17 protein-coding genes and 1 tRNA gene are annotated in these 25445 nt (G+C 45.1%); 15 read left to right on the forward strand and 3 right to left on the reverse strand.

All coding sequences use genetic code 11. The features are described from left to right. The first annotated feature begins 79 nt into the window (after positions 1 to 79). The 3 genes from FOT42_RS01115 (at position 80) to FOT42_RS01125 (ending at position 7253) form a co-directional block, all read left to right on the forward strand. A tRNA-His gene (locus tag FOT42_RS01115) sits at positions 80 to 155 on the forward strand. Positions 156 to 360: 205 nt separating this feature from the next. Then, entirely contained in the window at positions 361 to 5079 is a 4719-nt protein-coding gene (locus FOT42_RS01120) for a hypothetical protein (protein ID WP_151888729.1), read from the forward strand. Positions 5080 to 5210: 131 nt separating this feature from the next. Further along, positions 5211 to 7253 carry a fibronectin type III domain-containing protein gene (locus FOT42_RS01125; protein WP_151888730.1) on the forward strand — a complete coding sequence of 681 codons (2043 nt, stop codon included), beginning with the start codon at positions 5211 to 5213 and terminating at the stop codon, positions 7251 to 7253. A 374-nt stretch (positions 7254 to 7627) separates the two neighbouring features. Here FOT42_RS01125 and FOT42_RS17990 read toward each other — a convergent pair whose 3' ends face one another. Continuing rightward, the gene (locus FOT42_RS17990) at positions 7628 to 7879 is read right to left on the reverse strand and encodes a hypothetical protein (RefSeq protein WP_192938296.1); all 252 of its coding nucleotides are present in this window, start codon (positions 7877 to 7879) and stop codon (positions 7628 to 7630) included. A 2-nt stretch (positions 7880 to 7881) separates the two neighbouring features. Between FOT42_RS17990 and FOT42_RS01130 the strand changes: the two genes are divergently transcribed. After that, positions 7882 to 11343 carry a T9SS type A sorting domain-containing protein gene (locus FOT42_RS01130; RefSeq protein WP_192938297.1) on the forward strand — a complete coding sequence of 1154 codons (3462 nt, stop codon included), beginning with the start codon at positions 7882 to 7884 and terminating at the stop codon, positions 11341 to 11343. After that, on the forward strand, positions 11343 to 13541 hold the full coding sequence (locus FOT42_RS01135) for a TonB-dependent receptor (RefSeq protein WP_151888732.1): 2199 nt from the start codon (positions 11343 to 11345) through the stop codon (positions 13539 to 13541). Before FOT42_RS01130 ends, FOT42_RS01135 begins: the two co-directional genes overlap by 1 nt. A gap of 61 nt (positions 13542 to 13602) precedes the next feature. Here FOT42_RS01135 and FOT42_RS01140 read toward each other — a convergent pair whose 3' ends face one another. Continuing rightward, positions 13603 to 15168, reverse strand: coding sequence for a M28 family peptidase (locus FOT42_RS01140; protein ID WP_151888733.1), 1566 nt, complete (start codon positions 15166 to 15168; stop codon positions 13603 to 13605). Positions 15169 to 15432: 264 nt separating this feature from the next. On the opposite strand from FOT42_RS01140, the gene FOT42_RS01145 reads away from it, so the two are divergent. Both FOT42_RS01145 and FOT42_RS01150 read left to right on the forward strand, forming a co-directional pair. Continuing rightward, entirely contained in the window at positions 15433 to 16689 is a 1257-nt protein-coding gene (locus FOT42_RS01145; protein WP_151888734.1) for an NAD(P)/FAD-dependent oxidoreductase, read from the forward strand. An 86-nt stretch (positions 16690 to 16775) separates the two neighbouring features. Further along, positions 16776 to 17696: a hypothetical protein gene (locus tag FOT42_RS01150; RefSeq protein ID WP_151888735.1), complete on the forward strand. Its 921-nt coding sequence runs from the start codon at positions 16776 to 16778 to the stop codon at positions 17694 to 17696. Positions 17697 to 17722: 26 nt separating this feature from the next. Here FOT42_RS01150 and FOT42_RS01155 read toward each other — a convergent pair whose 3' ends face one another. Further along, positions 17723 to 18367 (reverse strand): alpha/beta hydrolase, encoded by a 645-nt coding sequence (locus FOT42_RS01155; protein ID WP_151888736.1) that lies wholly within the window; start codon positions 18365 to 18367, stop codon positions 17723 to 17725. Between the two features lie 60 nt (positions 18368 to 18427). Between FOT42_RS01155 and FOT42_RS01160 the strand changes: the two genes are divergently transcribed. The 8 genes from FOT42_RS01160 to FOT42_RS01195 all read left to right on the forward strand — a co-directional run bounded on the left by FOT42_RS01160 (position 18428) and on the right by FOT42_RS01195 (position 25422). After that, complete coding sequence (locus FOT42_RS01160) at positions 18428 to 18850, forward strand: PaaI family thioesterase (RefSeq protein WP_151888737.1); 423 nt, start codon at positions 18428 to 18430, stop codon at positions 18848 to 18850. Continuing rightward, the gene (locus FOT42_RS01165) at positions 18831 to 19889 is read left to right on the forward strand and encodes a chorismate-binding protein (protein ID WP_151888738.1); all 1059 of its coding nucleotides are present in this window, start codon (positions 18831 to 18833) and stop codon (positions 19887 to 19889) included. The genes FOT42_RS01160 and FOT42_RS01165 overlap by 20 nt, the downstream gene beginning before the upstream one ends. Before the next feature lie 54 nt (positions 19890 to 19943). Beyond that, entirely contained in the window at positions 19944 to 21680 is a 1737-nt protein-coding gene (menD, locus tag FOT42_RS01170; RefSeq protein ID WP_151888739.1) for a 2-succinyl-5-enolpyruvyl-6-hydroxy-3-cyclohexene-1-carboxylic-acid synthase, read from the forward strand. A gap of 38 nt (positions 21681 to 21718) precedes the next feature. After that, positions 21719 to 22060, forward strand: a complete 342-nt coding sequence (locus FOT42_RS01175) for a DUF2853 family protein (RefSeq protein ID WP_151888740.1) — start codon at positions 21719 to 21721, stop codon at positions 22058 to 22060. A gap of 81 nt (positions 22061 to 22141) precedes the next feature. Further along, complete coding sequence (locus FOT42_RS01180; RefSeq protein WP_151888741.1) at positions 22142 to 22972, forward strand: CvfB family protein; 831 nt, start codon at positions 22142 to 22144, stop codon at positions 22970 to 22972. A gap of 155 nt (positions 22973 to 23127) precedes the next feature. After that, positions 23128 to 23727 (forward strand): SPOR domain-containing protein, encoded by a 600-nt coding sequence (locus FOT42_RS01185; RefSeq protein WP_151888742.1) that lies wholly within the window; start codon positions 23128 to 23130, stop codon positions 23725 to 23727. Continuing rightward, positions 23728 to 24636, forward strand: a complete 909-nt coding sequence (gene menA, locus FOT42_RS01190) for a 1,4-dihydroxy-2-naphthoate octaprenyltransferase (RefSeq protein ID WP_151888743.1) — start codon at positions 23728 to 23730, stop codon at positions 24634 to 24636. 33 nt (positions 24637 to 24669) lie between these two features. Next, complete coding sequence (locus FOT42_RS01195; protein ID WP_108424654.1) at positions 24670 to 25422, forward strand: LytR/AlgR family response regulator transcription factor; 753 nt, start codon at positions 24670 to 24672, stop codon at positions 25420 to 25422. Positions 25423 to 25445 lie beyond the last annotated feature (23 nt).

Here is a 25445-nt window from a genome sequence, read left to right on the forward strand (position 1 = left end):
TATAAATTTTTACAGTTGTAATCCTCAAAATATTTTGGTTGAATCAATACAAAAAAGTATTTTTGCATCCGCTTTAAATGGTGGTTGTAGCTCAGTTGGTTAGAGCGCTGGATTGTGGTTCCAGAGGTCGCCGGTTCGAGCCCGGTCTTCCACCCAAGCATTGACAAATCCCAAGCCGAAAGGTTTGGGATTTTTTTGTTTTCTACATTTCCTTTTTTCAAAGCGTCCATCCAGAATACTCATCCATCAATTCAAAAGGGGCATTCGTCAATTCTGTCACCCATGGCTTGTCTGTTTGCCTTACTTTCCCTCCCAACCTCTACATTTTTTATTTCATCACTTTAAAAGAAGTTGGAATTTATGGGAAAAAGAGTGTTGTGGCTGTGTTTGGTCGGACTCATTTTACATCAATCGGTCTTGGCCAAAAACGGTACGGAAAAGGATTCATTATCCACTGAACAACCTAGCACGGAACAAAAAAGTATCATGAGGCACTTCAAAGGATTGGCCAATGATTTCTCGAATGTTCATTTCCCCCAAACACTTCAAAGCGAGTTTGATGATTCTTATTTCCAGCAAAACTTCTCACTGGATACTACCACGACCCAGATTGTCCAAACTGCAAGGTCGGTCTTCGAAGAGCTGGATTTTAACCAAAACTATGTGAACCTGATTGCACCGAATGACATGGTCACCCTTCCCATCGGGGTCAAGAAGGAAATCGGGACCATTACATATACGCTGGCAATCAGCAAGGCCAAAATTTTTCCGGAACACATGGAAGTCACAGCCTTTGTCCATATCGGTATTCCACAATCCGGTTCAAATGGCGAACCTATTGAACTTTTTTTTGGTGCGGAGGGAATCAAGATTTCCCATAAGGGAGGCATCTATGGCGATGCCAATTTGGTGCTATTGGGGGACATTGGCATTCCCATCAACGGTGGAAATGGCCTTGTTGCCCTTCGTGGAGGTTTCGATATGGGGTCGGGAAATGTTGACAATCTTACCTATGTTACCATTGACTGTGGAGGGTTTAAGGAATTGGGCATCACTGCCGACTTGATGTTTCCGAGAAGCATGTTGGAGCCGGTGGATTCCAATTATAAAGTGATCCAAGATGAAAATGTAAAGGTTGAAGGACATTTCCAGACCATTGTCAGTGATTGGAACGATATCCTTGTGGAAGTGGATCTCCCAACGTTTCAGTTGACCAAACAGGGGAGTGCCGATGGCACAGGGAAAGCGGGTTTGGTCTTTGAACTGAATAAGGCTGTTTTCGATTTCAGCGACCTAAGGAATTCCCCCAATGTTAGATTTCCTGAAGGCTATCAGCAGTATTTGATTCCCGGAAATGAAAAATTGTGGCGGGGGGTCTATGTGGATGCCTTCACGGTCGTCTTGCCAGAACAGTTCAACAAAAGAAGTGGAGGGGAACGTGTTCAATTTCAGGCTTCCCATTTACTGGTGGATGGAATGGGTGTTTCGGGAAATTTCTCCGTGGACAACATTTTGCCGCTCCATGAGGGCAATGCATCCAATTGGCAATTTTCCGTAGATCATATTGAGGCTGAATTCGTGACGAGCAACCTGATAGGGGCCGGCTTCTATGGAAACATCGTACTTCCCGTTTCCAAAGAGGTGACAGCCACAGAACTATCTAATGAAAATGCAGAAACCCTACGACGGAGAACGCTGGCGTATCAAGCCATTATAGACCCTGTCAACAATGAGTATATCTTATCGGCTTCGGCCAATGAAGCTATATCGTTCAATGTGTTCAAGGCAACCGCCACACTCACGGAGAATTCTTATGTGGAACTCAAAGTCAAGGAAAAAAAGTTCAGGCCCAAAGCAGTTTTGCATGGAAGCCTCGAAATACGCGGAGACAATTCCGAATCGGAAATCGATAATCCGCTGATCAATTTTAAAGGAATCACCTTTCAAAACCTTCAATTGCAAACGGAAAGTCCTTATTTCCAAGTAGATTATCTAGGGTATAATGGAGAAGTAAAGTTTGCCGACTTCCCGGTGACCCTTTCACAAATTGGGTTTACTTCCAACGGTTCCATGGCAGCGCTCTCCTTCAACCTCGATGTGAACATGATGGAAAAAGGGTTTGCTGGAAACACCACCCTTTCCATTGTGGGAGGATTTAATGAGGATGTGGGATTGCATCGTTGGCGCTTCCAAAAAATCGAACTCGATCAAATCTATCTGGAAGCCGATTTGGGAACCATCCAGATCAGTGGTATGGTGGACATTAAAAGGGACGACCCCGTTTACGGAAATGGATTTTATGGGGAGTTGGGGGCTACTTTCAATGGGATTGCCGTGGACGCCTCGGCATGGTTTGGAAGAAAAGATTTTAGGTACTGGTTCGTGGATACGTATGTGGATTTATCCAATTCTTTGACCCCCTCTTATATTGGTCCGGCAAAAGTAAATGGAATAGGCGGTGGTGCATATTACAAAATGTCCAAAAAACCAGGCACCTATTCTGCAATGATTCCTTCAGGACAGTCCTATGTGCCAAACCACAACAATGGACTAGGTTTCAGGGCTCTTCTTGGTTTTGCACTCACCAATGAGAAGGCGTTCAACGGAAAGGTGGGCTTTGAAATGGATTTCAATGACCACTATGGATTGAACCGTGTGATGTTCTTTGGTGAAGGCCATATTGTCAAAGCGTTGGATTTTGAGTTTGGCGACAAGTTCAAGCAAAAGTTGAAGGGGATGGAAGAGCAAATCAATTCTTTTGGTGAGAACAATCCCACGATGGAACGTTTGAAGGAAACCAACTTGGTGGATTACAGTAAAGTGAGTTTCCCACAGGATGGATTGACCTTTGATGTGGGCATCGATGCCCATTTTGCCATGGAAATGGATTTTCAGCACAAGACCTTTCATGCCGAGTTGGAAATTTACGTGAACACCCCTGGAGGCTTTTTTCAGGGAGTTGGTCCCAAAGGAAGGGCTGGATGGGCCGTTTTTCACATTGAACCGGATGAATGGTATCTCCATATAGGCACGCCCGAAGATCGTATTGGTCTAAAACTAGGGTTGGGCAGCTTCAATCTAAAAAGTACTTCTTATTTGATGATCGGGGACAATATTCCTGGAAGTCCGCCACCACCTTCCATTGTTGCTGAAATATTGGGGGTTGAGTTGTCGAGTTTGGACTATATGCGTGACCTGAATGCCCTTGAAAGTGGAATGGGCTTTGCCTTTGGCTCCGATTTCAGTATCGATACAGGAGATATGACCTTTTTGATATTCTATGCCCGTTTTCAAGCTGGATTGGGCTTTGACATCATGATAAAGGATTATGGGGAAACGGCCTGTAAGGGAAGTGGACAGATCGGTATTGATGGTTGGTATGCAAATGGTCAAGCCTATGCCTACTTGCAAGGGGGACTAGGCATCAACATCAAACTGTTTTTTGTACGGAAAAAAATACCCATCATCAAAGCAGGTGCTGCGGTATTGTTACAGGCAAAGCTGCCAAATCCAGCTTGGTTCAAGGGATATTTGGGGGGGCATTTCAATCTTTTGGGCGGATTGGTCAAGGGCAGGTTCCGTTTCAAGATAGAGTTAGGCGAGGAATGTGAAGTCATTGGGGGCGCACCATTGGGTGGGTTGAAGGTCATTTCCGATGTGACCCCACGAAACGGGTCCGGAGAAATGGATGTCTTTACCGTTCCCCAGGCCGCTTTCAATATGCGTGTCAACCACCCCTTTGAACTGGAGGATGATGAAGGAGTGAAAACGTATCGCATTCTTTTGGATGAATATAGTGTTACAAAAGACGGCAATGCCATCACTGGGGAACTGAAATGGAACGAAAACAATGATCTGGCCAACTTTGTGTCCCACGATATTTTACCTCCCCATTCTCCCATCCATGTCAAAGTAGCTGTAAGTTTTCAAGAATGGCGGGGTGGTAGGTGGATTACCCTGACAGAAGGCGGCAAACCGGCCAAGGAAATCGAGGAGCGCAATTTTACCACAGGCGAGGCTCCGGATTATATTCCACTTACCAATATTGTGTATTGCTACCCCGTAATCGATCAGCAGTATTTCTATCAAAATGAAAGAAGGTCAGGATATGTGAAATTGGAGAGAGGGCAACCTTATCTGTTCGCACCGGAAACCGATTGGGTACAATATACGAGCTTCATCACGGAAACAGGGGAAGTACAAACTAATGGTGTGTCGTACAACCAAGCAGAAAAGATGGTTCGGTTTGATTTCCCATCGCTAAAGAACCAAAAAGCCTACACTTTTCAGCTACTGAGCAGTTCAACTGAAGAGGCTACGGCAGGAAGCACCAGCGAAAATTACGCTGCCCAAGACACGGGCCAAGAAGGAAACTCCGTAGAGGTCAGGAATAGGGAAATAACAACAACGGCACAAATAGCGGCAGAGACCGAAGTCTTGGTATATGACTTTTCCACAAGCCAATACAACACCTTCAAGGAAAAGATATCGGACAAAAGAGCGGACAAGTATTTATTGGACCCCATTTATTCCAATGTGCATGCATTGCAAGTGGATGTAATACCCTCTGAGCGTTTTGGAAAGGAGGAACTATTGGGGGATAAATACACAGCCGATTTGCCGATGATTACCAGAGAGGCGGTTCTGAGTGACAGCTATTTCCAAGAGGTCATCGATCCCCTCATTTATGAAGGATATCCCTTGGAATCCCGCTTCACTGTCGATAGGGATGTAATGGAGCTTGGCCTGCCCCCAAAAAAGGGAGTGGATATCATGACATGGTACATCTCTTATCTGGAGTCCAATCCCAATTATTCCTTGTTGGATAAAAGAGTTCCCTATCGCTATAATTTACCTTTTTACTACAAACAGGATTTCATCGACATTCAATACAAAGTGGTCAATGAATACCTGCATGAACCTGACAAATTCCAATCACAGATCAGCAGGTACAATTACATTATAAATGGAACAATGCCGCCCATCCGCACAGGGGATTACAAAGTAATGTTCCAATATATGCTTCCTGGAAATATTCCCGGGACCTCCCAAATCTTCATGTATAACAACCCTTATTAATGGTAAGATTAATGAAAAGACCTTCGATTTCAAGAAGTTTCCCCTTTGCTGTTTTATTGGGTTGTTTGTGTGCGATACAAACCTATTCCCAGCAGGATTCATTGATAGTGGACAAGCCACAAATTGTTGTTATGGCCCGTCCGCGACAAGACGGTAAGATCATGCTACGATGGGCGGTGACCACACCCCTTGCATGGCGAAAGCTCAATGAACATGGCTATGAGTTGAAACGCTATACCATAACCCGAAACAACACAACACTTGCCCAGCCCGTTGAAAAATCCATAGGTGTTTTTAGGCCCCGCCCATTGGAGGAGTGGATGCCTTTCGTTGAACAAAACGACAATGCCGCGGTAATGGCCCAATCTCTTTACGGGGAGAGTTTTGATGTGGAAGGCATGGATCAGCTTTCTACCTTTGTCAATTTGGCGGAAGAGCAGGAACAACGGTTCACTTGGGGTCTGTATGCGGCTGATCAAAATTATGAAGTGGCGCAAATGGCAGGTTTGGCGTATGTTGACATGGAGGTGTACCCCAATGAAAAATACTTGTACAAAATCACCTCAATGGTTCCCGAAGATGTTTTGGAAATTCAAGAGGGCGGTGTGTTCACTGGGCTTCAAGATTATGAAGATTTGCCCAAGCCGCTGGATTTGGCCGTCGTTTTCTTTGATGGCAAATCCATGCTCAGTTGGAACTATGCCATACATAACCAAGTTTATAACAGCTATTTCGTGGAGCGTTCAGAAAATGGCATTGATTTTCAGCGATTGAACGATTTGCCCCTAACCACTCTCAACAATAGCGAAAAAACAGACCCTTTGCGGATGTTTTATACGGATTCCATCACCAATGGCAAAACATACCATTATCGAATCAGGGGGAAAACCCCTTTTGGGGAGGTGAGCCCAGTTTCGGAAGTGGTTTCGGGTAGTGGAGAAAAGCAACTGGCCTATGTGCCCCACATTACCTCCAAATATTATGAGGATGATAAAACAGTGTTGTTGGAATGGGAGTTTTTGGAAGAGGGGAATGACCTGATCACGGGCTTTGAGCTCAACAGAGGAGATAATGTGGATGGCCCGTACAAAGTAGTGGTAAAAAACATCCCACCCGAGGCGCGAAAGGTACGTTACGATAGTTTAATGCCCACTAATTATATGACCATTAGTGCACTGGGCAAAAATGGCGGCAGCAGGACTTCCTTTCCTGCTTTGGTGCAACCCGTGGATTCCGTGCCGCCCCATAAACCCAAAGGGTTTCATGGACTCGTGGACAGTCTGGGGGTGGTGACCTTAAGTTGGGAAGCCAATACCGACGAGGATATTCTTGGGTACCGGATTTTTAAGGGACATAACAGGAATGAGGAATACTCACAGATTACGGTCTCACCACACCAAGCGAGTATCTATTACGACAGTGTTTCGGTAAAGAACCTGAACAGTAAGGTGTATTACCAACTCATTGCCGTGGACCAACGGTTCAACATGTCCGAGCCTTCGGATGTTTTGGAGATCAAGAAACCGGACTTTATAAAACCCACCCAACCCGTATTCAAATCGTATGAGATCAAAGAAGGAAAAGTACACCTGACCTGGGCGAATAGCTCTAGCGACGATGTCGTGAAGTATCAAATATACAGACGGGAAAAAGACAGTGAAGGTTGGATGTTGATATATGAAATTGACAATCGGCAGTCGACAGTCGACAGTACGCAAAATGTCGATTCTCTGTCCACTGCCCAACTACCTACTGAAAAACTGCCTACTGCCTACTGGATAGACGAAGACGTAAAAGAAGGACAACAATACAGCTACACCATAATAGCTATCGACGATAGCACCTTGGAGTCCGACCCGGCACCGCCTTTGACAGTCATTGTACCCAAGACCACTTTATACCCACCTTTGGAAGGATTATATGGAGAAGCGGACAGGGAAAAGGGCAGCATCACCATTCGCTGGAAAGCGTATAACGAAACCAACGCCACCAAAATAGCCATTTACAAGGGAACGGAAGGCAAACCGAAAAATTTGTTGAAGGAAATCCCAGTGGATACCAAAGGGATTGTGGACAGCAAATTAAAACCGAACAATACCTATGAATATCTTTTTCAGGTGGTTTTCACCGATGGTGGGGTGAGTGGGGTAGCAGAGTTGAATGTTAAATATTAGATTGATGAAAATTAAAGTTTTATTTATCCTATTTGGATTGTGCTTTTATGTAGGTTCTTCCCAATCAACCCTATTTGTACATTCAAAGAAACCGGAAAATACTTCACCTGCTTATTGGTGTCAAATTGGAGATTATGAATATCATTATTACCTATCTCATGAAATGGGAGTTTTTCCAATAAATGATGTGGAGGTATTGGTCAGCGTGGATTACATAGAAGGATATAATGATGATCCTGGAAATAACTGTAATGGTCCCTGTGGGCAATTCGATTGGGGCTGTGACTTTCCTGACGATATGGAAGAGGAAGTTTTACAACCGTTTGAAACATTGATTGTTGAATATAATGGACCTGATGTGATTGAATGTGGGTCTAGCGGAGATAGCTGTCTCCCAATTGATTACCAAGCAATTTTATTGCCAAACTTAAACCCTGGAGACGACGAACGGTGTTCAACACAACTGCTTTTTGAACAATATGAAGATGGACAAGATCATTTTGTGGAAGGGTTGAGATGGAAATATCTTGGTTTGTTTGGTTGGCAGGATATACCAAACTATACCAATCGTTATCCACTAAATGTAAGTATTGAAGACATTTTTGGGCCTGATTATGAAACTTCATTTATGGGCAATTTACAATTGACTTATGAGGTTACAGCCCCATTCAGCAATATTGTGCTTGAATCAGGAGTATATTTTTCATTTTCTTTGATTGGCTGCTCCCCCGAACTCCTTAACCTAACCCCTCACCAAACTACCTGCCCGGGAGCCGATGACGGCAATTTCACCATGACAGTGAATAGGAATTTGAATGAAGGGGAAGAACTGGTGGTTGCGGTCTATGATGTAAATTTTCCAGATGGAGGGAGTCTGCGGCAAGAACCCACGACAGTTTTATTTGATAATGGAGATACGACCTATTCCTATGTGTTTCCTTATGTTTTAAGTTCAGGAAACTATTTTGTTAAGTATCAAACTCATCCCACAGGCGAAGACATTGAAGATGAGTCTTGGAATAGTCTAGAGTTTTCAGACCCATTCGAAATCTTACCCCCACCTGAGGTAACCTTCACCCTCCAAAAACTTAACGATGCCCGTTGCCACGCCGGTAGCGATGGCCGAATCGAAATCGAAGCTACTGGAGGTACTGGAGCAGGTTATCAATACCGGGTCAACAATGAAGTGGATTGGCATAATTTCAGTAATGGCGACAGCCATGTTTTTGAGGGTTTGCCGGCAGATGACTACGAAATCGAGGTCAGGGACGGTAACGAATGTGAAGGTACAAGTCAGGATAATTCCGAGACCATTGATGAACCATCGGACCCATTGGTGGTTGATGATGCCGTGGAATTTGTGGAACCTACGGCCTACAATTTCACCGATGGAAGCATCACTGTGGATGTATCTGGCGGCACGCCCCATCAAAACAACAGCTACAATTATACGTGGCGTGACGTAAACAATAACATCGTCAACACCACTTCCGCGATATATGAAAATAATCTATACCGCATCACTTTGGAAGACATTGCGGCAGGAACCTACACCTTGACGATAAGGGATGCCAATTACAATCAAGCAGACGATAAAGGTGGCTGTACGCTTATCGAGGAATTTGAGTTGACAGGTCCGCCCGAGCTGCAATTGAGCATTGAGGAAACCATTTCCATATCCTGCAACAGTGCCAATAATTACAGCAATCCGTCCAACGATGGGCAATTGATGGCAGTTGCTTCTGGTGGAGTGCCTTTTGACCCCTTGATCGATGGCCAATATTCATATCTCTATACTTGGAAGAAAAAGATTGGGCCGAACACTTGGCAGGATATTCCCAACAATGGTTCCAATATACTTAGCAATCTGGAAGCGGGCGAATATGCCGTCAATATTGAGGATGCACACGGAATTGTCATCGGAACCTATGTGAACAACCAATTGCAACAGGTCAATGACGTGGTGTACGTCTTGGAAGAGCCCGAACTGCTCACTGTCCAAATAGAAAAAACGGATATCAACTGCTTTGGGGGAACTGATGGAACAGCAACAGCCATAGTCAGTGGAGGGACCCCGCCCTATGAATATATATGGTCAACTGCGGCAACGACTGAAACGGCCGAAGGTCTTTGGTTGGGCAACCATTCCGTTTATGTGGTGGATAGCAGAGGTTGCGAAGCCGAGGCAGAAGTCACCATAGAGCAGCCCGATACACCCGTTTCCATTTCAAACCTGCAATATGTACAACCCACCGCAAATGGTTTTACCAATGGCAGTATCACGGTAGAGGTAAATGGTGGCACGCCCTTTAATAATAATAGCTATAATTACGAATGGCGGGACGAACAGAACAACATTATCAACACCACTTCGGCCCAGAACACGCCCGATGGCTATGCCATACAAGCTCACGATATACCTGCAGGTGCCTATACCATTACCGTGACCGATGCCAATTACGAAAATGCCATCCAGAAAAGCGGGTGTACCTATGTTGCTGAATTCATTTTGGAAGAGCCACCCGCTTTGGAGGTAAGTGTGGAACAGACGATTCCTATCTCTTGCAATGGCGGCAACCAGTTCAATAACCCTTCGGATGACGGTCAACTCGTGGCCATAGCATCAGGCGGGGTGCCTTTTGATCCTTTGATCGATGGGCAATATGCCTACATCTACACTTGGAAAAGGAAAGATGAACAGAACATCTGGCAAATCATACCTAACGTTACAGGAAATGTATTGGACAATGTGGGCGCAGGGGAATATGCTGTAAACATTGAAGATGCAAACGGGATCATTTTGGGGATCTATGTGAACAATATGTTGGATGTGCCCACAGACTATCTCTATCCCGTGCAGGAAACGGACCCCATTATGCTTCAAATCGAAAAGATGGATGTCAGTTGTTTTAATGGCAACGATGGTTTTGCATCAGTATCCATCGAGGGCGGTATGCCGCCTTACGATATTTCGTGGTCATCAGGAGCTTCTGGTGAAATTGCGGAAAACTTGACAGCAGGCAATTATTTGGTCTATGTCAAGGATTTCTATGGTTGCGAGGTAAGTGGCCAAGTGGCCATAGAGCAACCCGAAGAATTGGAAATCAACATAGTTGATACTGTTGTTCCTACTTGTTACGATGTCAACAATGGTAGCTTGATAGTGGAGGTTTCGGGTGGAGTGCCTCCCTATACGTATTTATGGAATACAGGGGAAAACTCGTTGTCGCTGGGCAATCTGGGTGAAGGTGTCTATACTTTCGAAGTGATGGATGCCATTGGATGTTCCATCACAAAGGAAATTGTTTTGGAAGCACCTTACCCCACCCAAGTCGATCTAGGGGAGGACCGAACGCTCTGCAACGGGCAGGAACATTCTTTGGACATTTCGGTGGATGATTCCGCCGCGACCTATTCTTGGACCTCCAATAATGGGTTTTCCAGCAACTCACCGCAGGTCACTTTATCCGAACCAGGAATTTATACCGCTTCGGTGACCAATAGCTTGGGATGCTCTGGGGTCGATACCATTGAGATATTTACCACCGAAGTAGAAATGGATGCCCAATTTTTGATTACATCCCAGGCTTTCGCAGGCGAAGAAGTGGTCTTGGTGAACACAAGCAATCCCATTGGCACCAACGGAGCATGGGTTTTTCCGAATGGCGCTGAGGTTGTGGAGCAGGGGAAGGGTGTGGCAATCCTACGATTTGATGTACCGGGAGCCTACGAAGTCATTCTAAGGAACTATCAGGGTGATTGTTATCAAGATGTGGCCAAGACCATCATTGTGGCGGAGGCAAGGGAGCTTCCCGATGCGGGAGAGGCCATATCACCGTTCATCAAGGATTTCAAGGTCTATCCCAATCCATCCTCGGGATCATTTTCGGTGATGGTCTCGCTTCAAGAAGTATCAGTTGTGTCATTGCGGTTGTTCGGACTCACCACGAACCACATTCACGATGAAAAACAATTGTCAGGGAAAACAATTTATGAAGTGTACTACACCATGAACCTGCCCTCCGGAGTGTATCTCTTATTGTTGGAAACGGCCAAAGGAAGTGAGGTCAGAAAGATTGTGATTTTGTAATGCGTAGCCTAAAAAACATAGCTTTTGGTGGGTTGGTAGGGCTTCTGATGTCTTGTGCTAAAGAAGTGGCATTGCCCATTGATGCGAATTTTGAAGTTGAGGTGGTGGATAACGATTATTCGGTACCGGTCTATGTAAAGATCCATAACCAAACCGAAGGTGCCGATACGTTCCAATGGACTTTTGAAGGCGGGGAACCCTCCCAATCCACCGACAAAAACCCAGGAACGGTACGTTACAGTACCGAAGGGGAATATTCAATTCGTTTGAAAGCGACCAATAGGGATGGAGTAGAGGAAGAGGTGAATCATGGATTGATAATCGATGAAGCCATTGTGCCCGGTTTTATCATCACTATTGAAGGTGATGATTATGCCCCCGTGACCATCAACATTGAGAATACTACAACTGGGGCAACCACATTCGATTGGACGTTTGAAGGGGGAGTTCCATCGAAATCCAAAACACGTACACCGGGAAAAATTGTATTTCAAAAGCCAGGGGGCCATTTGGTAACCCTTGTTGCAGGTAATGGACGGGAAACCCAGATTTTTTCCGATACTATTTCTGTCTTGCAAGATGTTTTGGCCGATTTTGAGATTGAACCCACTTTTGAAGATGATGATTTTCAGGCCCCCGCCACCTTGAACCTAGTGAACAAAAGCGTCAATGCCACAAGTTTTGAATGGACTTTTGAAACGGCGGAACCGACTTTCAGCACAGCAACCGACCCAATGATCACTATAGCTGAACCTGGGATACATCAACTCAAACTCAAAGCTTCCAACAGCAAGCGCAGTCATACCATCATCAAGGAGGTGACCATTTTTGAGGATACCAATCTCAGGGTTTGGGAGAATGTGGAACTGGGCATCGGCTCGGCCCATAATGCCAATCAAAAGGGAGCCCTATATTCAACAATGATGAGACAAGTGTATGATGCCGCCAGTGTTCCTGTGGATGATGGCAACGAACAAACGCTCCCCGCTTTTCGGCGGATGGGGTATGGTTTGAAAGTGGGCTATGAACAAGAACGATATAGCATCGGAGTTACAACTTTCTATGCGGAGGACGACCTCAACTCAATCAACAACGTGCCCGATGAAAAGGAAGTGACCCCCAAGGAAAATATGGTATTGGGCCTGGAAGGCTCCTATAAAATTTTGGAGAACCTACAGCTCAACGCAGAATATGCCACCTCGGCAATGACCCAAGATCTAAGAGTAGTTGAAATTGACAATGCACAAGGAAATTTGGCAGGTCTTGTAATGAACAGTAGGGCGTCCACCGAATATTTCGACGCTATCCGCGCCGGATTGGACTACCGTTTTGAGAAGTCAACCCCTGGCGTTGGTTACGAGCGCATCGCCCCTGGTTACGAAACCCTTGGCGCTTATTTTTTCAACAATGATTTTGAAAACATCACGTTGAATACCGGCACGGTTTTGTTCAACGACAAATTGAACTTGGCATTCAACATCGGATACCAGCGGGACAATCTGAAAAATCAAAAGGAGCGGGCCATGAACAGGACGGTGGGTTCTGTCAATGCCACATATACTGCCTCGGAATCGTTGGCCATAACAGGTTCATATTCCAACTTCACCACATTTACCAATTCCAGATTGGACCAGTTTGAGGTCATCAATGACGACAATCTATTGGACAATGCGGAAGAGGTGTTGAACTATAAACAGCTTTCCCAAAACGCCAATGTGAACATCAATTATATTCTTTCCAAAAAGGAAAGCCTCCAACAGAACCTGAACCTCAATTACGCCTTGGCCGATGTTTCCAACGAGGAGGACGGGGTGGTTCGGTTGGGAAATGCCTCCACGTTCCATAACGGGAATCTTTCCTATACCGTGGGTTTCCCGAACAAGGGCATGAATATCACCACTGCCTTGAACGGAACCATCAACACCATTGGTATGGACAATTCATCCACTTGGGGCCCCACTCTGAACCTCAACAAAAAGTTTTTGGACAACACCCTTAACACCAATCTTGGGGCTTCCCATAATAGCAGTAATTCCAATAGGACCAATACCCATGTCACCAATTTTAGATTCAATGCCACTTATGTTTGGAAAGAGAAGCACAATTTCCATTTCAACCTTATCCAATTGTTCAGAAACCTCTCCACGGGCAGTACCCGGGACCTTACCCTCACTTTTGGACACAGCTATACTTTTTGATAGGGTACGAAAAAAGGCCCTTATAAAATAAGGGCCTTTTACTTTTTATCACGGTTGAATCTTATTCCTCTGTGGCCGGTGCCTTGTCAACCACTAATCGCTTGTCCTTGTTGGCTATCTCCCAAGCGGTGTAGAAAACAAGTCGTGTACGGTTCTCCAAAAGATCATAGTTGATCTTGTCCGGTGTGTCCCCAGGCCGGTGGTAGTCTGCGTGCGTACCGTTGAAGTAGAAGATGATCGGAATGTTGTTCTTGGCAAAATTGTAATGATCGCTTCGGTAATAAAACCTGTTTGGGTCGTTCTCGTCGTTATAGGTGTAGTCGAACTCAATATTGGTGTATTTTTTGTTCACTTCTTCGGAAAGATTATGGAGTTCGGTACTCAATTTGTCCGACCCGATCAAATACAGATAGTTTCTGGCCCCTTTGTAATTGGGATCTATACGTCCGATCATGTCAATGTTCAAGTCCACAACCGTCTGGTCCAATGGGAAAATAGGATCCACGTCAGTATAGTATCGAGATCCCAAAAGTCCCTTTTCCTCACCGGTCACGTGCAGGAATACAATAGATCGTTTAGGTCCATGGCCCGCATCGGCCGCTTTTTTGAATGCTTGGGCAATCTCCAACAACGCCACGCTGCCCGAACCATCATCATCGGCTCCGTTGTTGATCTGTCCATCTGAGGTTACACCAATATGGTCCAAATGGGAAGAGATGATCACATATTCATCGGGTTTTTCAGTTCCCTTTAGTATGGCGACCACGTTTTCAGAGCTTACCTTATCGTTCGCACTGGTGACGTTGAGTGACAGGTTGGTTGCAATGGTTTGGGGTGTATCTTCGGATTCAATGTCGCTGTATATGGCCTTGGCGGAATTTTCGTCAAGAATGATGAGAATGGTTTCTGACTTGTCTTCTGCCAATTGCATCCTTCCACTGTTGTTGGTCTTCATGAAACCGAAATAACCTTTGTACCTTGGAAAGTTTTGGGAATCAAAGTAAAGCACGCCTTTGGCCCCTTTACTTTGTGCCAGTTCACCTTTTTTCCCCATACCCTCTGACATGTTGCTCCAAACAGATTTTTCGGCACTTCCTGAAATCACGTAGTTTCCATTGGCATCAACAGGTTCCCCAGCCTTTATGAGCACCAATTTTTCAGTAACGTCGAGGTTTTTGTAATCTGAATATTCACCTTCCTCAATGCCGTAACCAGCATAGATCACGCTGTCGTAGTTACCTTCGGCAGATGAAAAGGTGACCACATTTTCTCCCAATTCAAATACAGTATTGTTGATGGAAATGCTTCCTTCCGGCACCTTGGACACTTCCAACGGCACTTCTTGAAAATAATCGCCGTCAGCTTTGGCTGCAGGAATTCCCAAGGATACATAGTGTGCCTTAAGATATTCAACGGCTTTTTTCTGGCCTGGCTCCCCAGTTTCCCTTCCTTCAAATTCATCGGAAGCGTAAGTAAATAGATGTGCTTTGAGGTCGTCTTGGGTAATGGATTCCGCATAGACCACAGGATCGGCCACTTTTGCGACCTGTGCAGGCTCCGATACCGCTTTTTGCGAGGAATTGCAAGCAAACACAAGTCCCAGAGCAAGAATGGATAGTTTTCTCATTTGTTAGTTGTTTTTCAAAATCTCCCAAAAGTAGTCAAAAGATTGGTAATGGAATGTGTATATGGATTGAAGGGATTTGAATTTGAAAAAAGTGGCTTTAAGGTTGCATTATGGCTATATAGTCAAGTTTCAGGTTTCAATCTCCAAATTTTAAATAACCCAATAACAAATAACAGAATAACCCATGCTAAAAGTTCAAAAATTCTCATGCCTTTGTTTATCTTGGTCCCTAAATTCAACTTCATATATCGTAAACCACGGAATATGGACAGTAGTAAAAGTGTTGTTGTCGTAGGAGGCGGAATTGTTGGGCTTTCCACGGCATATTTTTTACAGAAAGAAGGTCACCAAGTGACTGTTTTGGACAAATCGGAGATTGATTCCGGTGCATCCTTTGTGAATGCGGGGTATCTTACTCCGAGCCACATCATCCCATTGGCCTCGCCGGGAATGATCACCAAGGGGTTGAAATACATGTTCAATTCGGCCAGCCCCTTCTACATGAAGCCACGATTGGATGTGGAGTTCTTCAAATGGGCCTGGTACTTTAAAAAATCATCCACCAAGGCCAAGGTTGAGAAGGCCATGCCCATCATCAGGGATATCAACTTGTTGAGCAGGGAACTTTACGAGGACATGAAGGCCTCGGGAGACCTTGGAGACTTTCTGATAGGGGACAAGGGACTCTTGATGGTGTACCAGACCGAACAGGCCAGGGACCATGAAATGGAAGTGGTAGAAAAAGCGGGCAAAATGGGACTCATCGGCAAGCATTTGTCCAAGGAAGAATTAAAAAAAATAGAACCCGATGTGGATTTCAATGCCGAAGGAGCCATACTCTGGGAATGTGATAGACATACCACCCCACCACTCATCATGAAAAAGTTGTTGGAACATTTGGCCCAAAGCGGAGTGACCATCAAAAAAGGGGAGGAAGTACACGATATTTCGGTTTCGGACAGAAAAATTACCAAAGTCGCGACCAACAAGTCCAGTTACCAAGCGGATGAAGTGGTCTTGGCGGCGGGATCCTGGACCTCACAATTGTCAAAGAAATTAGGACTTCCATTGCCTTTGCAGGGAGGTAAGGGGTACAGGATCAATGTGGAATCCCCGACCGGAATCACCATGCCCGCCATCTTGATGGAAGCAAAAATGGCCGTGACCCCAATGGAAGGTTTTACCCGTTTTGCGGGGACCATGGAGTTTTCCGGGATCAACCATACCATTAGAAAAGAAAGGGTGGAAGCCATTGCAAGAGGAGCGGAACGGTACTACAAAGGGCTCCAGATATCCGAAGAGGACAAGAGCAATGCCCAGTGTGGTCTGCGCCCAGTGACCCCTGATGGCCTACCGTACATTGGACGGCCCATCAAGTTTGATAACCTGACCATAGCTACAGGACACGCCATGATGGGATGGAGTTTGGGGCCGGCGACGGGCAAACTGATCACCGAGCTGATTTCCGAAAAAAAACCATCCATGGACATCGCTCCTTTTGATCCGGATCGCAAATTTTAGGGAAACCCGCATTTTCTTTAGGTTAATTTGGGCATAGTATGCGCCATAAATTTTTTAATTGCCTTAATTCGAAGTAATTTTGTAGTATGATTAAGCACTACACCACCCTTTTTTCTTTTTTTTATCTCTTTGGCCTTCATTCCCAAGAAGTCCAGATATTTAACGTGGGAGATTTTGACCTGGAAGGTAAGGTCAAGTCGTGTTTGGTCATTACCGATTATGGCAGGGAACTGTTCGAGTTCAACAAAAATGGCATTCTTACCAAAACCATTACCCAATACAACGATTCGGACCAGGACATTACCTACTACAAATACAAGGAAGGTGAATTGTTGGAAAAACGAATGGAAAGTTATAAGAAGAACGTTTTGGACGAATCCACTTCCATGGCGAATTTCTATACCATAGACACTGTGCCAAATAGGAAAGTGGTGGAAAAGATTGTTTCCTATGACAAACAATTCTTGGAACAACAGGTATACCTCTATGGCGAAGAGGGCAAATTGCAGAAAATGGTTTCCTCCAATATAGACGGAGTGGACGAGACCACTTTTGAGTACACACCTTTCAAGGATGGAACCACTGTGAGCACCTATACCAATGGCATTTTGGAGAAATCGGTCAGGACCTCGGAACGAAAAGGGCCCAAGGGAACCCAAAAATCAGTGCTCACCAAGGAATACATTGACGGCGAGCCCAACCGCGCGACCGAGGAGGTCTATAATGATAAAGGTAAACTGGTCACCCATGAGGATTTTATCTACAATGTGGAAGAGAAGGAATTTGTCTCCCAGAAAAAACAGTTCTACCACTACAAGGAAGGCGTCTTGGACAGGGTGGTCACGAAGACCTTGACCACGGAATCCACCAACAACTACATTTTTCAGTTCGACAGCCATACGCCAAAGAACTGGGTGAAGCAGATTGTGACCCCTAACAATACCTATACCACAAGGGTCATTAAATACTATCCCGAAGAAGGAGAAAAAACCGATGTCAACCGATAGATACTTTGTATCTATGGTTTGATGTTCTACACCAAACTTTTGATGATTTTGGGCTTTACCTCGTGTCCGCCAGAAAAAGTTATAATTTCTGCCTTTCCTCTAAATAGCGTATCGATTTTGACTTTTTCGGTCTTCAATCGGTCCGGGGTCAAAAACTCATCCGCATCCCCATAGATGATCTTGACGCTGGTTGCATCGAAATCAAGGAAATCAAAATCTTCCTTGGTCAGTTCGTTGGGAATGCCCCCGGCATAGAGCACCACTGTCTTGTAGGCAATTTTTCTATGGGCCAGCCAACGCATGGCAATGGAAACCCCTTGTGAGAAACCAAAGAGTATAAAATTAAGACCTTTTGGAAGGTTCTCCACTTGCACCACCGCATCGATATAGTTGAGCACGTTGCCAATTTCCATTTGGGTGTTCTCCTTGGTGAGCCAACTGGCCCCCACATACTTGTATTCGTTCCCCAAATAATACTTGGAAGGGGCCTGTGGCACAATGATGTAATTGGTCTCCGGATCTAGTGCATTGAAATATTTTACAAAGTAACGGCTTAGGTATCCGATGCCGTGGAACACCAACCATACATTCTTGGTACTACCGGTGATGGTGTTTTGGGTGAGATAGGAGTTTTCGGTGATGTAGGCGACCGTTTTTTCACTGTGGGGCATAATCATGGAGTTTGATTCGATATTGCCATCGCTTTATGTAATTTTACAAAAAATAAGAGGATGAACGAGCATAAAGAGAAAATTCTGGCTGTCTGCAACGAAATCAGCAAGGGAACTTTGATGGAAACATTGGACATCACCTATATCGATGTGGGCGAGAATTTTCTTCTGGCACGCATGCCCGTTACGCCAAGAGTGTACCAGCCCGATGGAGTTCTGCACGGCGGGGCATCCGTGGCCTTGGCCGAGAGTGTGGGCAGTGCCGCCTCCTATATTTTCTTGGATGGAAAGGAGTTTTTTGTGCGTGGGATAGAGATTGCCGCAAACCATGTGAAATCCGTGAAAGAGGGATATGTGTATGCCCGGGCATCCATCCTTCACAAGGGCCGGACCACCCAACTTTGGGAGATCAAGATCACCAATGAAGAAGGCGATCTCATTTCCAACTGTAAATTGACTACCATTGCATTACCCAGAAAATAAAGAGCTTCAATACCTATTCGGCAAAGTCGAAAACCAGCTGAAAAATGACCTTCCCTTTGCAATCTATCGAAAACCGGAACAGGAAGAACTTGTCGGTGTTTTTCAGATGGACAAAGAACTCCGTTTCACCAATTTTCAGGACAGGGGATTTGTTTTTGCGCCGTTCGATCTCACAAAAGGGGCCGTCCTGATTCGACCTGATGAAATTGTAACAGGAACCCATTCGTTACAAAAGAAATTGGACAGAGCCGAAGTCGCCCTTTCTGATGAGGGAAAAAAGGAACATTTGGAATTGGTTGAAAAGGGGATCCAGGAAATTGGGAAAGGAAACCTGAAAAAAGTGGTCCTTTCCAGAAAAATGGAAGTGGCCTTGACCAAAAGTCCCCTTGCCATTTTTAATGATCTTTTACAACAGTACCCCAACGCATGTTGTTACCTGTTCCACCATCCCGAAGTGGGCACTTGGTGCGGGGCAACACCTGAAACCTTGGTAAAGGTCAAAGGCGGGGAGTTGTGGACCATGTCCTTGGCCGCGACCTTGCCCTTCGAAGGCAACGAAGACCCGACATGGGGCAGTAAAGAGATAGAGGAACAGGATATGGTGTCCGATTACATCCGGGAAAAACTGCACCCTGCCCTGGAACGGTTGGAAATCGATGAGGCAAAATCCGTCAGGGCGGGCAACCTTTGGCACTTGAGGTCCGAGGTAAGGGGAAGGATGAAGCCTGAAACGGACATTCAAAAAGTGATCATCACATTACACCCAACTCCTGCTGTTTGCGGCATACCCACCCAAGATGCCATGGATTTCATCATGCGGAACGAAAATTACCAGCGCACCTTTTACACTGGTTTTTTGGGCGAGCTCAATCTCTTAGGTCCAAATGATGTTTCGCTGTTTGTGAACCTCAGGTGCATGGAACTCAATGGGGACAAGGCCTCCATTTTTGTGGGCGGTGGAATCACTTCGGCCTCCAATCCGTTGAACGAATGGATTGAGACACAGAACAAAAGCAAGACCATGTTGGGCATCCTATAATTTGCTGTCCCGGATTTTGGGGGAATCCCATTTTCAAGCGTATTTTTGTACTCCATGATGTATTCCAATATTCCCGCCGCACAAACATTGGTCCTGTATTTTAAGTCCAAGGGAATCAAACATATAGTGATTTCACCGGGCTCACGGAACGCCCCATTGACCATCGGTTTCACCAAGCATCCATTTTTTACTTGTTATAGTGTTGTGGACGAGCGCTGTGCCGCTTTTTTTGCCCTTGGCATGGCCCAGCAATTGCAGGAACCCGTTGCGGTGGTCTGCACATCGGGGAGTGCCCTGCTCAATTATTATCCGGCAGTGGCCGAGGCTTTTTACAGCGATATTCCCTTGGTTGTCGTTTCTGCGGATAGGCCAAGTTACCGAATCGATATTGGCGATGGCCAGACCATCAGACAGACCAATGTACTGGAAAAGCACATCGGATATGCTGCCAATCTGAAACAGGATATTTCCCATGCAGCAGGTACGGTCTCCACCCTCGGCAAAGACCTTTTGGTGGATACGCAGGAAGACATCCAGGCATTCAATGAAAAAGAATTGGCAAAGGCACTTCGCATGGCATTTGTGGAGAAATCGCCAGTGCATGTCAATATTCCGTTTGAGGAACCGCTATACGGCCTGTTGGACGAACCCACGGTACAGCTCTCGGTGCCTGAAGAGGACACTGAGAAAGTGTCCGAAGGGGTGGATTATGCCAAGTTTGCCTCCATTTGGAACAATAGCCCCAGAAAAATGGTCTTGGTAGGGGTGGACCAGCCCGATACCATAGATCAGGAGGTTTTGGAAGCCTTGGCAAAGGACGGCCATACGCTGGTGTTCACCGAAACGACCTCCAATCTGCACCATCCTGAATTTTTCCCCAGTATTGATAGTATCATTGCCCCGATTGAAAAATCATCGGACAGGGAAGAACTTTTCAAAGCGCTCCGGCCCGATCTGCTCCTTACTTTTGGCGGGATGGTCGTTTCCAAAAAGATCAAGGCATTTTTGCGCAAGTTCCAGCCCAAGGTCCATTGGCATATCGACCCTAAAACCGCATACGATACGTTTTTTTGTCTCACGGAACATGTGAGGGAACAACCCAATACCTTTCTAAAAGATATCCTTACGCCTTCGGAAATGGAAAGTGCCTATAAAAAGAAATGGAAGCAGGCCAAAGCGGCCTACGAGAGTGGTAGGGCCGCTTATTTGGAACAGATTCCCTTCTCGGATTTTATGGTTTTTGACGAAGTTATAACGCACATACCCAAAGGGTATCAGGTACATTTGGCCAATAGTTCCACGGTGCGTTACGCCCAATTGTTCCCCATGCACCCATCGTTAAAAGTGTTTTGCAACAGGGGCACCAGTGGAATTGACGGAAGTACGTCCACGGCCGTAGGGGCCTCTGTTCACAATGAAGGCCCTACGTTGTTGATCACCGGGGATTTGAGCTTTCTGTATGATAGCAATGCCCTTTGGAACAACCATATCCGGCCCGATTTCAGGATCGTCATCGTCAATAATGGGGGAGGGGGTATTTTTAGGATCCTTCCTGGTAAAGAGGATACGGATGAGTTCAATACCTTTTTTGAGACCCAGCACCGACTCAATGCAGAACATTTGGCAAAGATGTATGGGTTTGAATACAATCAAGTTTCGGACAACAAACAATTGAGGGACGGACTGGAAAATTTTTATGCAGTATCTGATAAACCTAAGATTTTGGAAATCAATACCCCACGGGAACTGAACAATAAAATTTTGCTCGACTATTTCGATTTTATATCTTAGACCATAAACTATAAATCCAAAAAAGACACTGATCGATTATGAGCAGAAGAGACGAACTCATCGAAAAATACGCAGACGACATCAAGACCAAATTTGGGGAAACCCCGGACATGGACCTGCTGACCAAGGTAACCATAGGTCTAGGTCCGGCCATATATAATTTGGATGCTTCCAAAGTTTCCGGGTCGGATGAAAAGGAACTGGAGACTGTAAAGAACAATTTTTTGATCAAGAAATTAGGCCTTGCCGATAGTCCAGCGCTCATGGATGCCATAAATAGTGTGATCGATAAATATGGCCAATCTGAGAAAAACAAGCAACGGGCCGTCATTTATTATATGTTGGCGAAACATTTTGGCAAGCAATCCGCTTATAATTAGATAGATATAGTACAAATTGCATTTGGCTGCTCTTTTAGGGCAGCTTTTTTTATACCCACAAATTCCATCTACCTTTGCCTTATGATAGAACTGGGAAATTACAACACCCTAAAAGTCCTTCGCAGTACCAGTGTGGGCCTTTTTTTGGGGGACGATGAGGGGACCGAGATCCTTTTGCCGAACAAATACGTGCCCGAGGATTTTGAGATAGACATGGAAATGGAGGTCTTCTGCTATTTGGACAACAGCGAACGGCCTGTGGCCACTACCCTGAAACCTTATGTGGTCCGTAATGGCTTCGCCTTTTTGAAAGTTGCGGAAGTTGGGGCATATGGTGCGTTTATGGATTGGGGGTTGGAGAAGCACCTGCTTGTTCCTTTTAGGGAACAGACCCAAAAGATGGAACCAGGGAAGAAATATGTGGTGCACTGCTATTTGGATGAAGAGAGCATGCGGTTGACCGGTTCCAGCCGAGTAGAGAAGTTCTTGACGAAGGAAGGGACGGAATATGCGGCCAATACCGAGGTGGATCTGTTGGTGCACCGGAAAACGCCTCTGGGTTGGGAGGTGATCGTGGACAACAAACACAAGGGACTCATTTTTGATAGCGACATCTTCAAACCGATTTCTGTGGGGGACCGTTTGAAGGGGTTTGTGAAAAACGTTCGGGACGACCACAAAATAGATGTTTCCCTACAGCCCATCGGTGCCAAAATGTTGGAACCCACCGCAAAGATCATCCATGATAAACTGCAGGAAAACAATGGTTTTTTGCCTCTCCATGATAAATCTTCGCCAGAGGAAATCCAAAAAACCCTTCATTTGAGCAAAAAGGCATTTAAAAAAGGAGTGGGCATTCTCTACAGGCAACGCAAGATCAATATCCAGGATGATGGGATACATCTGTTGTAAAAGATAGGATAATTGATATTTGTCGCTTTTTGACATTAATTTCATACCGCTAAGTTTTTTTCTTTAACTAAAAATTTTACATTTGTAGATATACCGATTAACTTATTGACAACGACGTTATTAGCATTGCTGATAATTCATAACCCCTTGACAATATGCCTTTTATTGAAGAAAGCGATTTGTTAGATCTACATAAGGACATTGATAAGGCCCAGATCATCAATGAAAGATTGCTGGACCAGATAAAATATAAGAACAAAGATCTGCGAAAACTGAAGTTGCAGCGAAACGTGCTTTTGGGCTTTGTGGGCCTGTTCGTCATCGGTACGTTGGCCATTACCTCATTCACGGCTGGTTTGAGCACCAAGCAATCCTTTGAGAACCAGAACAACCTTTTGGTATCGATAGACAGTTTGGACGCCATAAAGAACAGGATAGACAATCTCAAAGTGCAGAACGAGGAGCTCAGTCTGGTAAAGGAGTTCTACTTGGCCAAGGAATTCCTCAACAAGGAAAAGATCTATTCCGTTCAGGTAAAATCGTTTGTGGACAACAATGTCACCCTCGCTTCAGAGGCACTTACCAACACTCTTTTCGTAAAGACCCATCCTTTTTACGCCTATTCTTTGGGGAATTATGAAACCTTGGAAGAGGCACAAAAATTCAGGGAATTTTTGGTGCAGATGGGTTTCAAGGATGCATTTGTGGCATCGTACAAGGATGGAAAAAGGATTAAGATAGAAGAACCTTTCTAATTGGGAAAAACAAAGACTTGGGTGCAGGCCGCTAGACTGCGGACGTTGCCCCTATCCCTTTCCGGAATTATAGTAGGCACTGCCATGGCAGCCAGACAAGGTTTTTTTGAACTGGATATTTTTATACTTGCACTATTGACCACCGTAGGTTTTCAGGTGACTTCCAATTTTGCCAATGACTATGGCGATGGGGTAAAAGGAACCGATAACGAGGACAGGATAGGCCCGCAAAGGGTACTGCAAAGTGGTCTACTTTCTAGAGCTGAGCTCAAAAAGGGCATCATTGTATCCATAGCCATATCCATGATTTTCGCCATTGTTTTGATTTACAGCGCATTTGGATTGGAGAATCTGGCCTACATCGGTATTTTTTTCCTGCTGGGCGCCATGAGCATTTGGGCCGCCATCAAATATACCATGGGATCCAAACCTTATGGGTATAGAGGATTGGGCGACCTTTACGTATTTCTGTTTTTTGGTTTGTTGGGTGTTTTGGGCAGCATGTTCCTCTATACAAAAGCATTGGATTGGCATTCGATATTGCCCGCAATCGGGCTGGGACTCTTGTGTGTGGGCGTACTCAATCTGAACAACCTCAGGGATGTGGTGTCCGATCAGAAACATGGGAAGATTACCCTGGTGGTGAAAATGGGGTTTGAGAACGGAAAACGATACCATTTTCTGCTCATTGCCATTGCCTTTTTGTGCTTTCTGTACTATATTGTAGTGGAGGGGATGAGTTGGAAACAAGGGTATTTTATGTTGGCCTTTCTACCCATTTTTGCACACCTGGTAAAAGTGCTGAAAACACACGATCCAGGACAGCTTGATGGAGAGCTTAAAAAATTGGCACTCAGTTCTTTTCTGCTTGCCATACTCTTCTTTTCCGCAATCAATATTTTTTCGTAAATTTGATTAACAACCAGATAAACTTTAGGGAGCTTGGAACATCCAATTAGAATTTTGATCGTAGAGGACAATGTCATCATAGCAGATGATATGCAGTCCATGCTTGAGGAAATCGGCTATGAAATCGTGGACAATGTGATTGTGTACGAGCAGGCCGTTGACGTGTTGAAGAACAACCATGTGGATTTGGTGTTGATCGATATCATCTTGGCATCGGACAAGACTGGGATAGACCTTGGAAAGCACATCAGGGAGGCCTACAACATCCCGTTCATATTTGTGACCTCCAACTCCGATAGGGCCACAGTGGAAAATGCGAAGACGGTGAAACCAGATGGTTATTTGGTAAAACCCTTTGAGCAACAGGACCTGTACACTTCCATTGAGATAGCCTTGTCCAATTTCAACTATAACAAAAAGGATGCGAACAGGGACCTTGATGATGTGGGAGAGAGCTTTACTTCCAATTCCGTGCTGAAGGATTCCATCTTCGTAAAAAAACAACATCTGTACTATAGGATCCAGTTCAGTGATATCCAGTTCATCAAAGCGGACAACGTATATCTGGAGGTGAACACAGCCGACAAGAAATTCCTGGTCCGTTCCCCATTGAAGGATTATTTGGAAAAGCTGCCTGGGAACAAGTTCTACAGGGCACACAAGTCCTACATTGTGAATGTGGACCATATTGACGCCATCAATTCCAAGGATGTGGTGATCAACAATAATCTGATCCCGATTTCCAAGGACTTTAAGGAGTTCATCCTTTCATCGATGAACAGTTAGTCCCTTTAAAATCCATAGGACAC

It is taken from the genome of Flagellimonas hadalis (genome assembly GCF_007785775.2).
Taxonomy (GTDB): domain Bacteria; phylum Bacteroidota; class Bacteroidia; order Flavobacteriales; family Flavobacteriaceae; genus Flagellimonas; species Flagellimonas hadalis.

Excerpts from the sequence above, each read along its gene's own strand:
- FOT42_RS01135 (WP_151888732.1), top strand. The coding sequence starts at position 11,343 with ATGCGTAGCCTAAAAAACATAGCTTTTGGTGGGTTGGTAGGGCTTCTG.
- FOT42_RS01160 (WP_151888737.1), top strand. The coding sequence starts at position 18,428 with ATGAACGAGCATAAAGAGAAAATTCTGGCTGTCTGCAACGAAATCAGC.
- FOT42_RS17990 (WP_192938296.1), bottom strand. The coding sequence starts at position 7,879 with ATGAAGTTTCATAATCAGGCCCAAAAATGTCTTCAATACTTACATTTA.
- FOT42_RS01145 (WP_151888734.1), top strand. The coding sequence starts at position 15,433 with ATGGACAGTAGTAAAAGTGTTGTTGTCGTAGGAGGCGGAATTGTTGGG.
- FOT42_RS01185 (WP_151888742.1), top strand. The coding sequence starts at position 23,128 with ATGCCTTTTATTGAAGAAAGCGATTTGTTAGATCTACATAAGGACATT.
- FOT42_RS01140 (WP_151888733.1), bottom strand. The coding sequence starts at position 15,168 with ATGAGAAAACTATCCATTCTTGCTCTGGGACTTGTGTTTGCTTGCAAT.
- FOT42_RS01155 (WP_151888736.1), bottom strand. The coding sequence starts at position 18,367 with ATGCCCCACAGTGAAAAAACGGTCGCCTACATCACCGAAAACTCCTAT.
- menD (WP_151888739.1), top strand. The coding sequence starts at position 19,944 with ATGATGTATTCCAATATTCCCGCCGCACAAACATTGGTCCTGTATTTT.
- FOT42_RS01180 (WP_151888741.1), top strand. The coding sequence starts at position 22,142 with ATGATAGAACTGGGAAATTACAACACCCTAAAAGTCCTTCGCAGTACC.
- FOT42_RS01125 (WP_151888730.1), top strand. The coding sequence starts at position 5,211 with ATGGCCCGTCCGCGACAAGACGGTAAGATCATGCTACGATGGGCGGTG.
- FOT42_RS01130 (WP_192938297.1), top strand. The coding sequence starts at position 7,882 with ATGGGCAATTTACAATTGACTTATGAGGTTACAGCCCCATTCAGCAAT.
- FOT42_RS01175 (WP_151888740.1), top strand. The coding sequence starts at position 21,719 with ATGAGCAGAAGAGACGAACTCATCGAAAAATACGCAGACGACATCAAG.
- FOT42_RS01120 (WP_151888729.1), top strand. The coding sequence starts at position 361 with ATGGGAAAAAGAGTGTTGTGGCTGTGTTTGGTCGGACTCATTTTACAT.
- FOT42_RS01150 (WP_151888735.1), top strand. The coding sequence starts at position 16,776 with ATGATTAAGCACTACACCACCCTTTTTTCTTTTTTTTATCTCTTTGGC.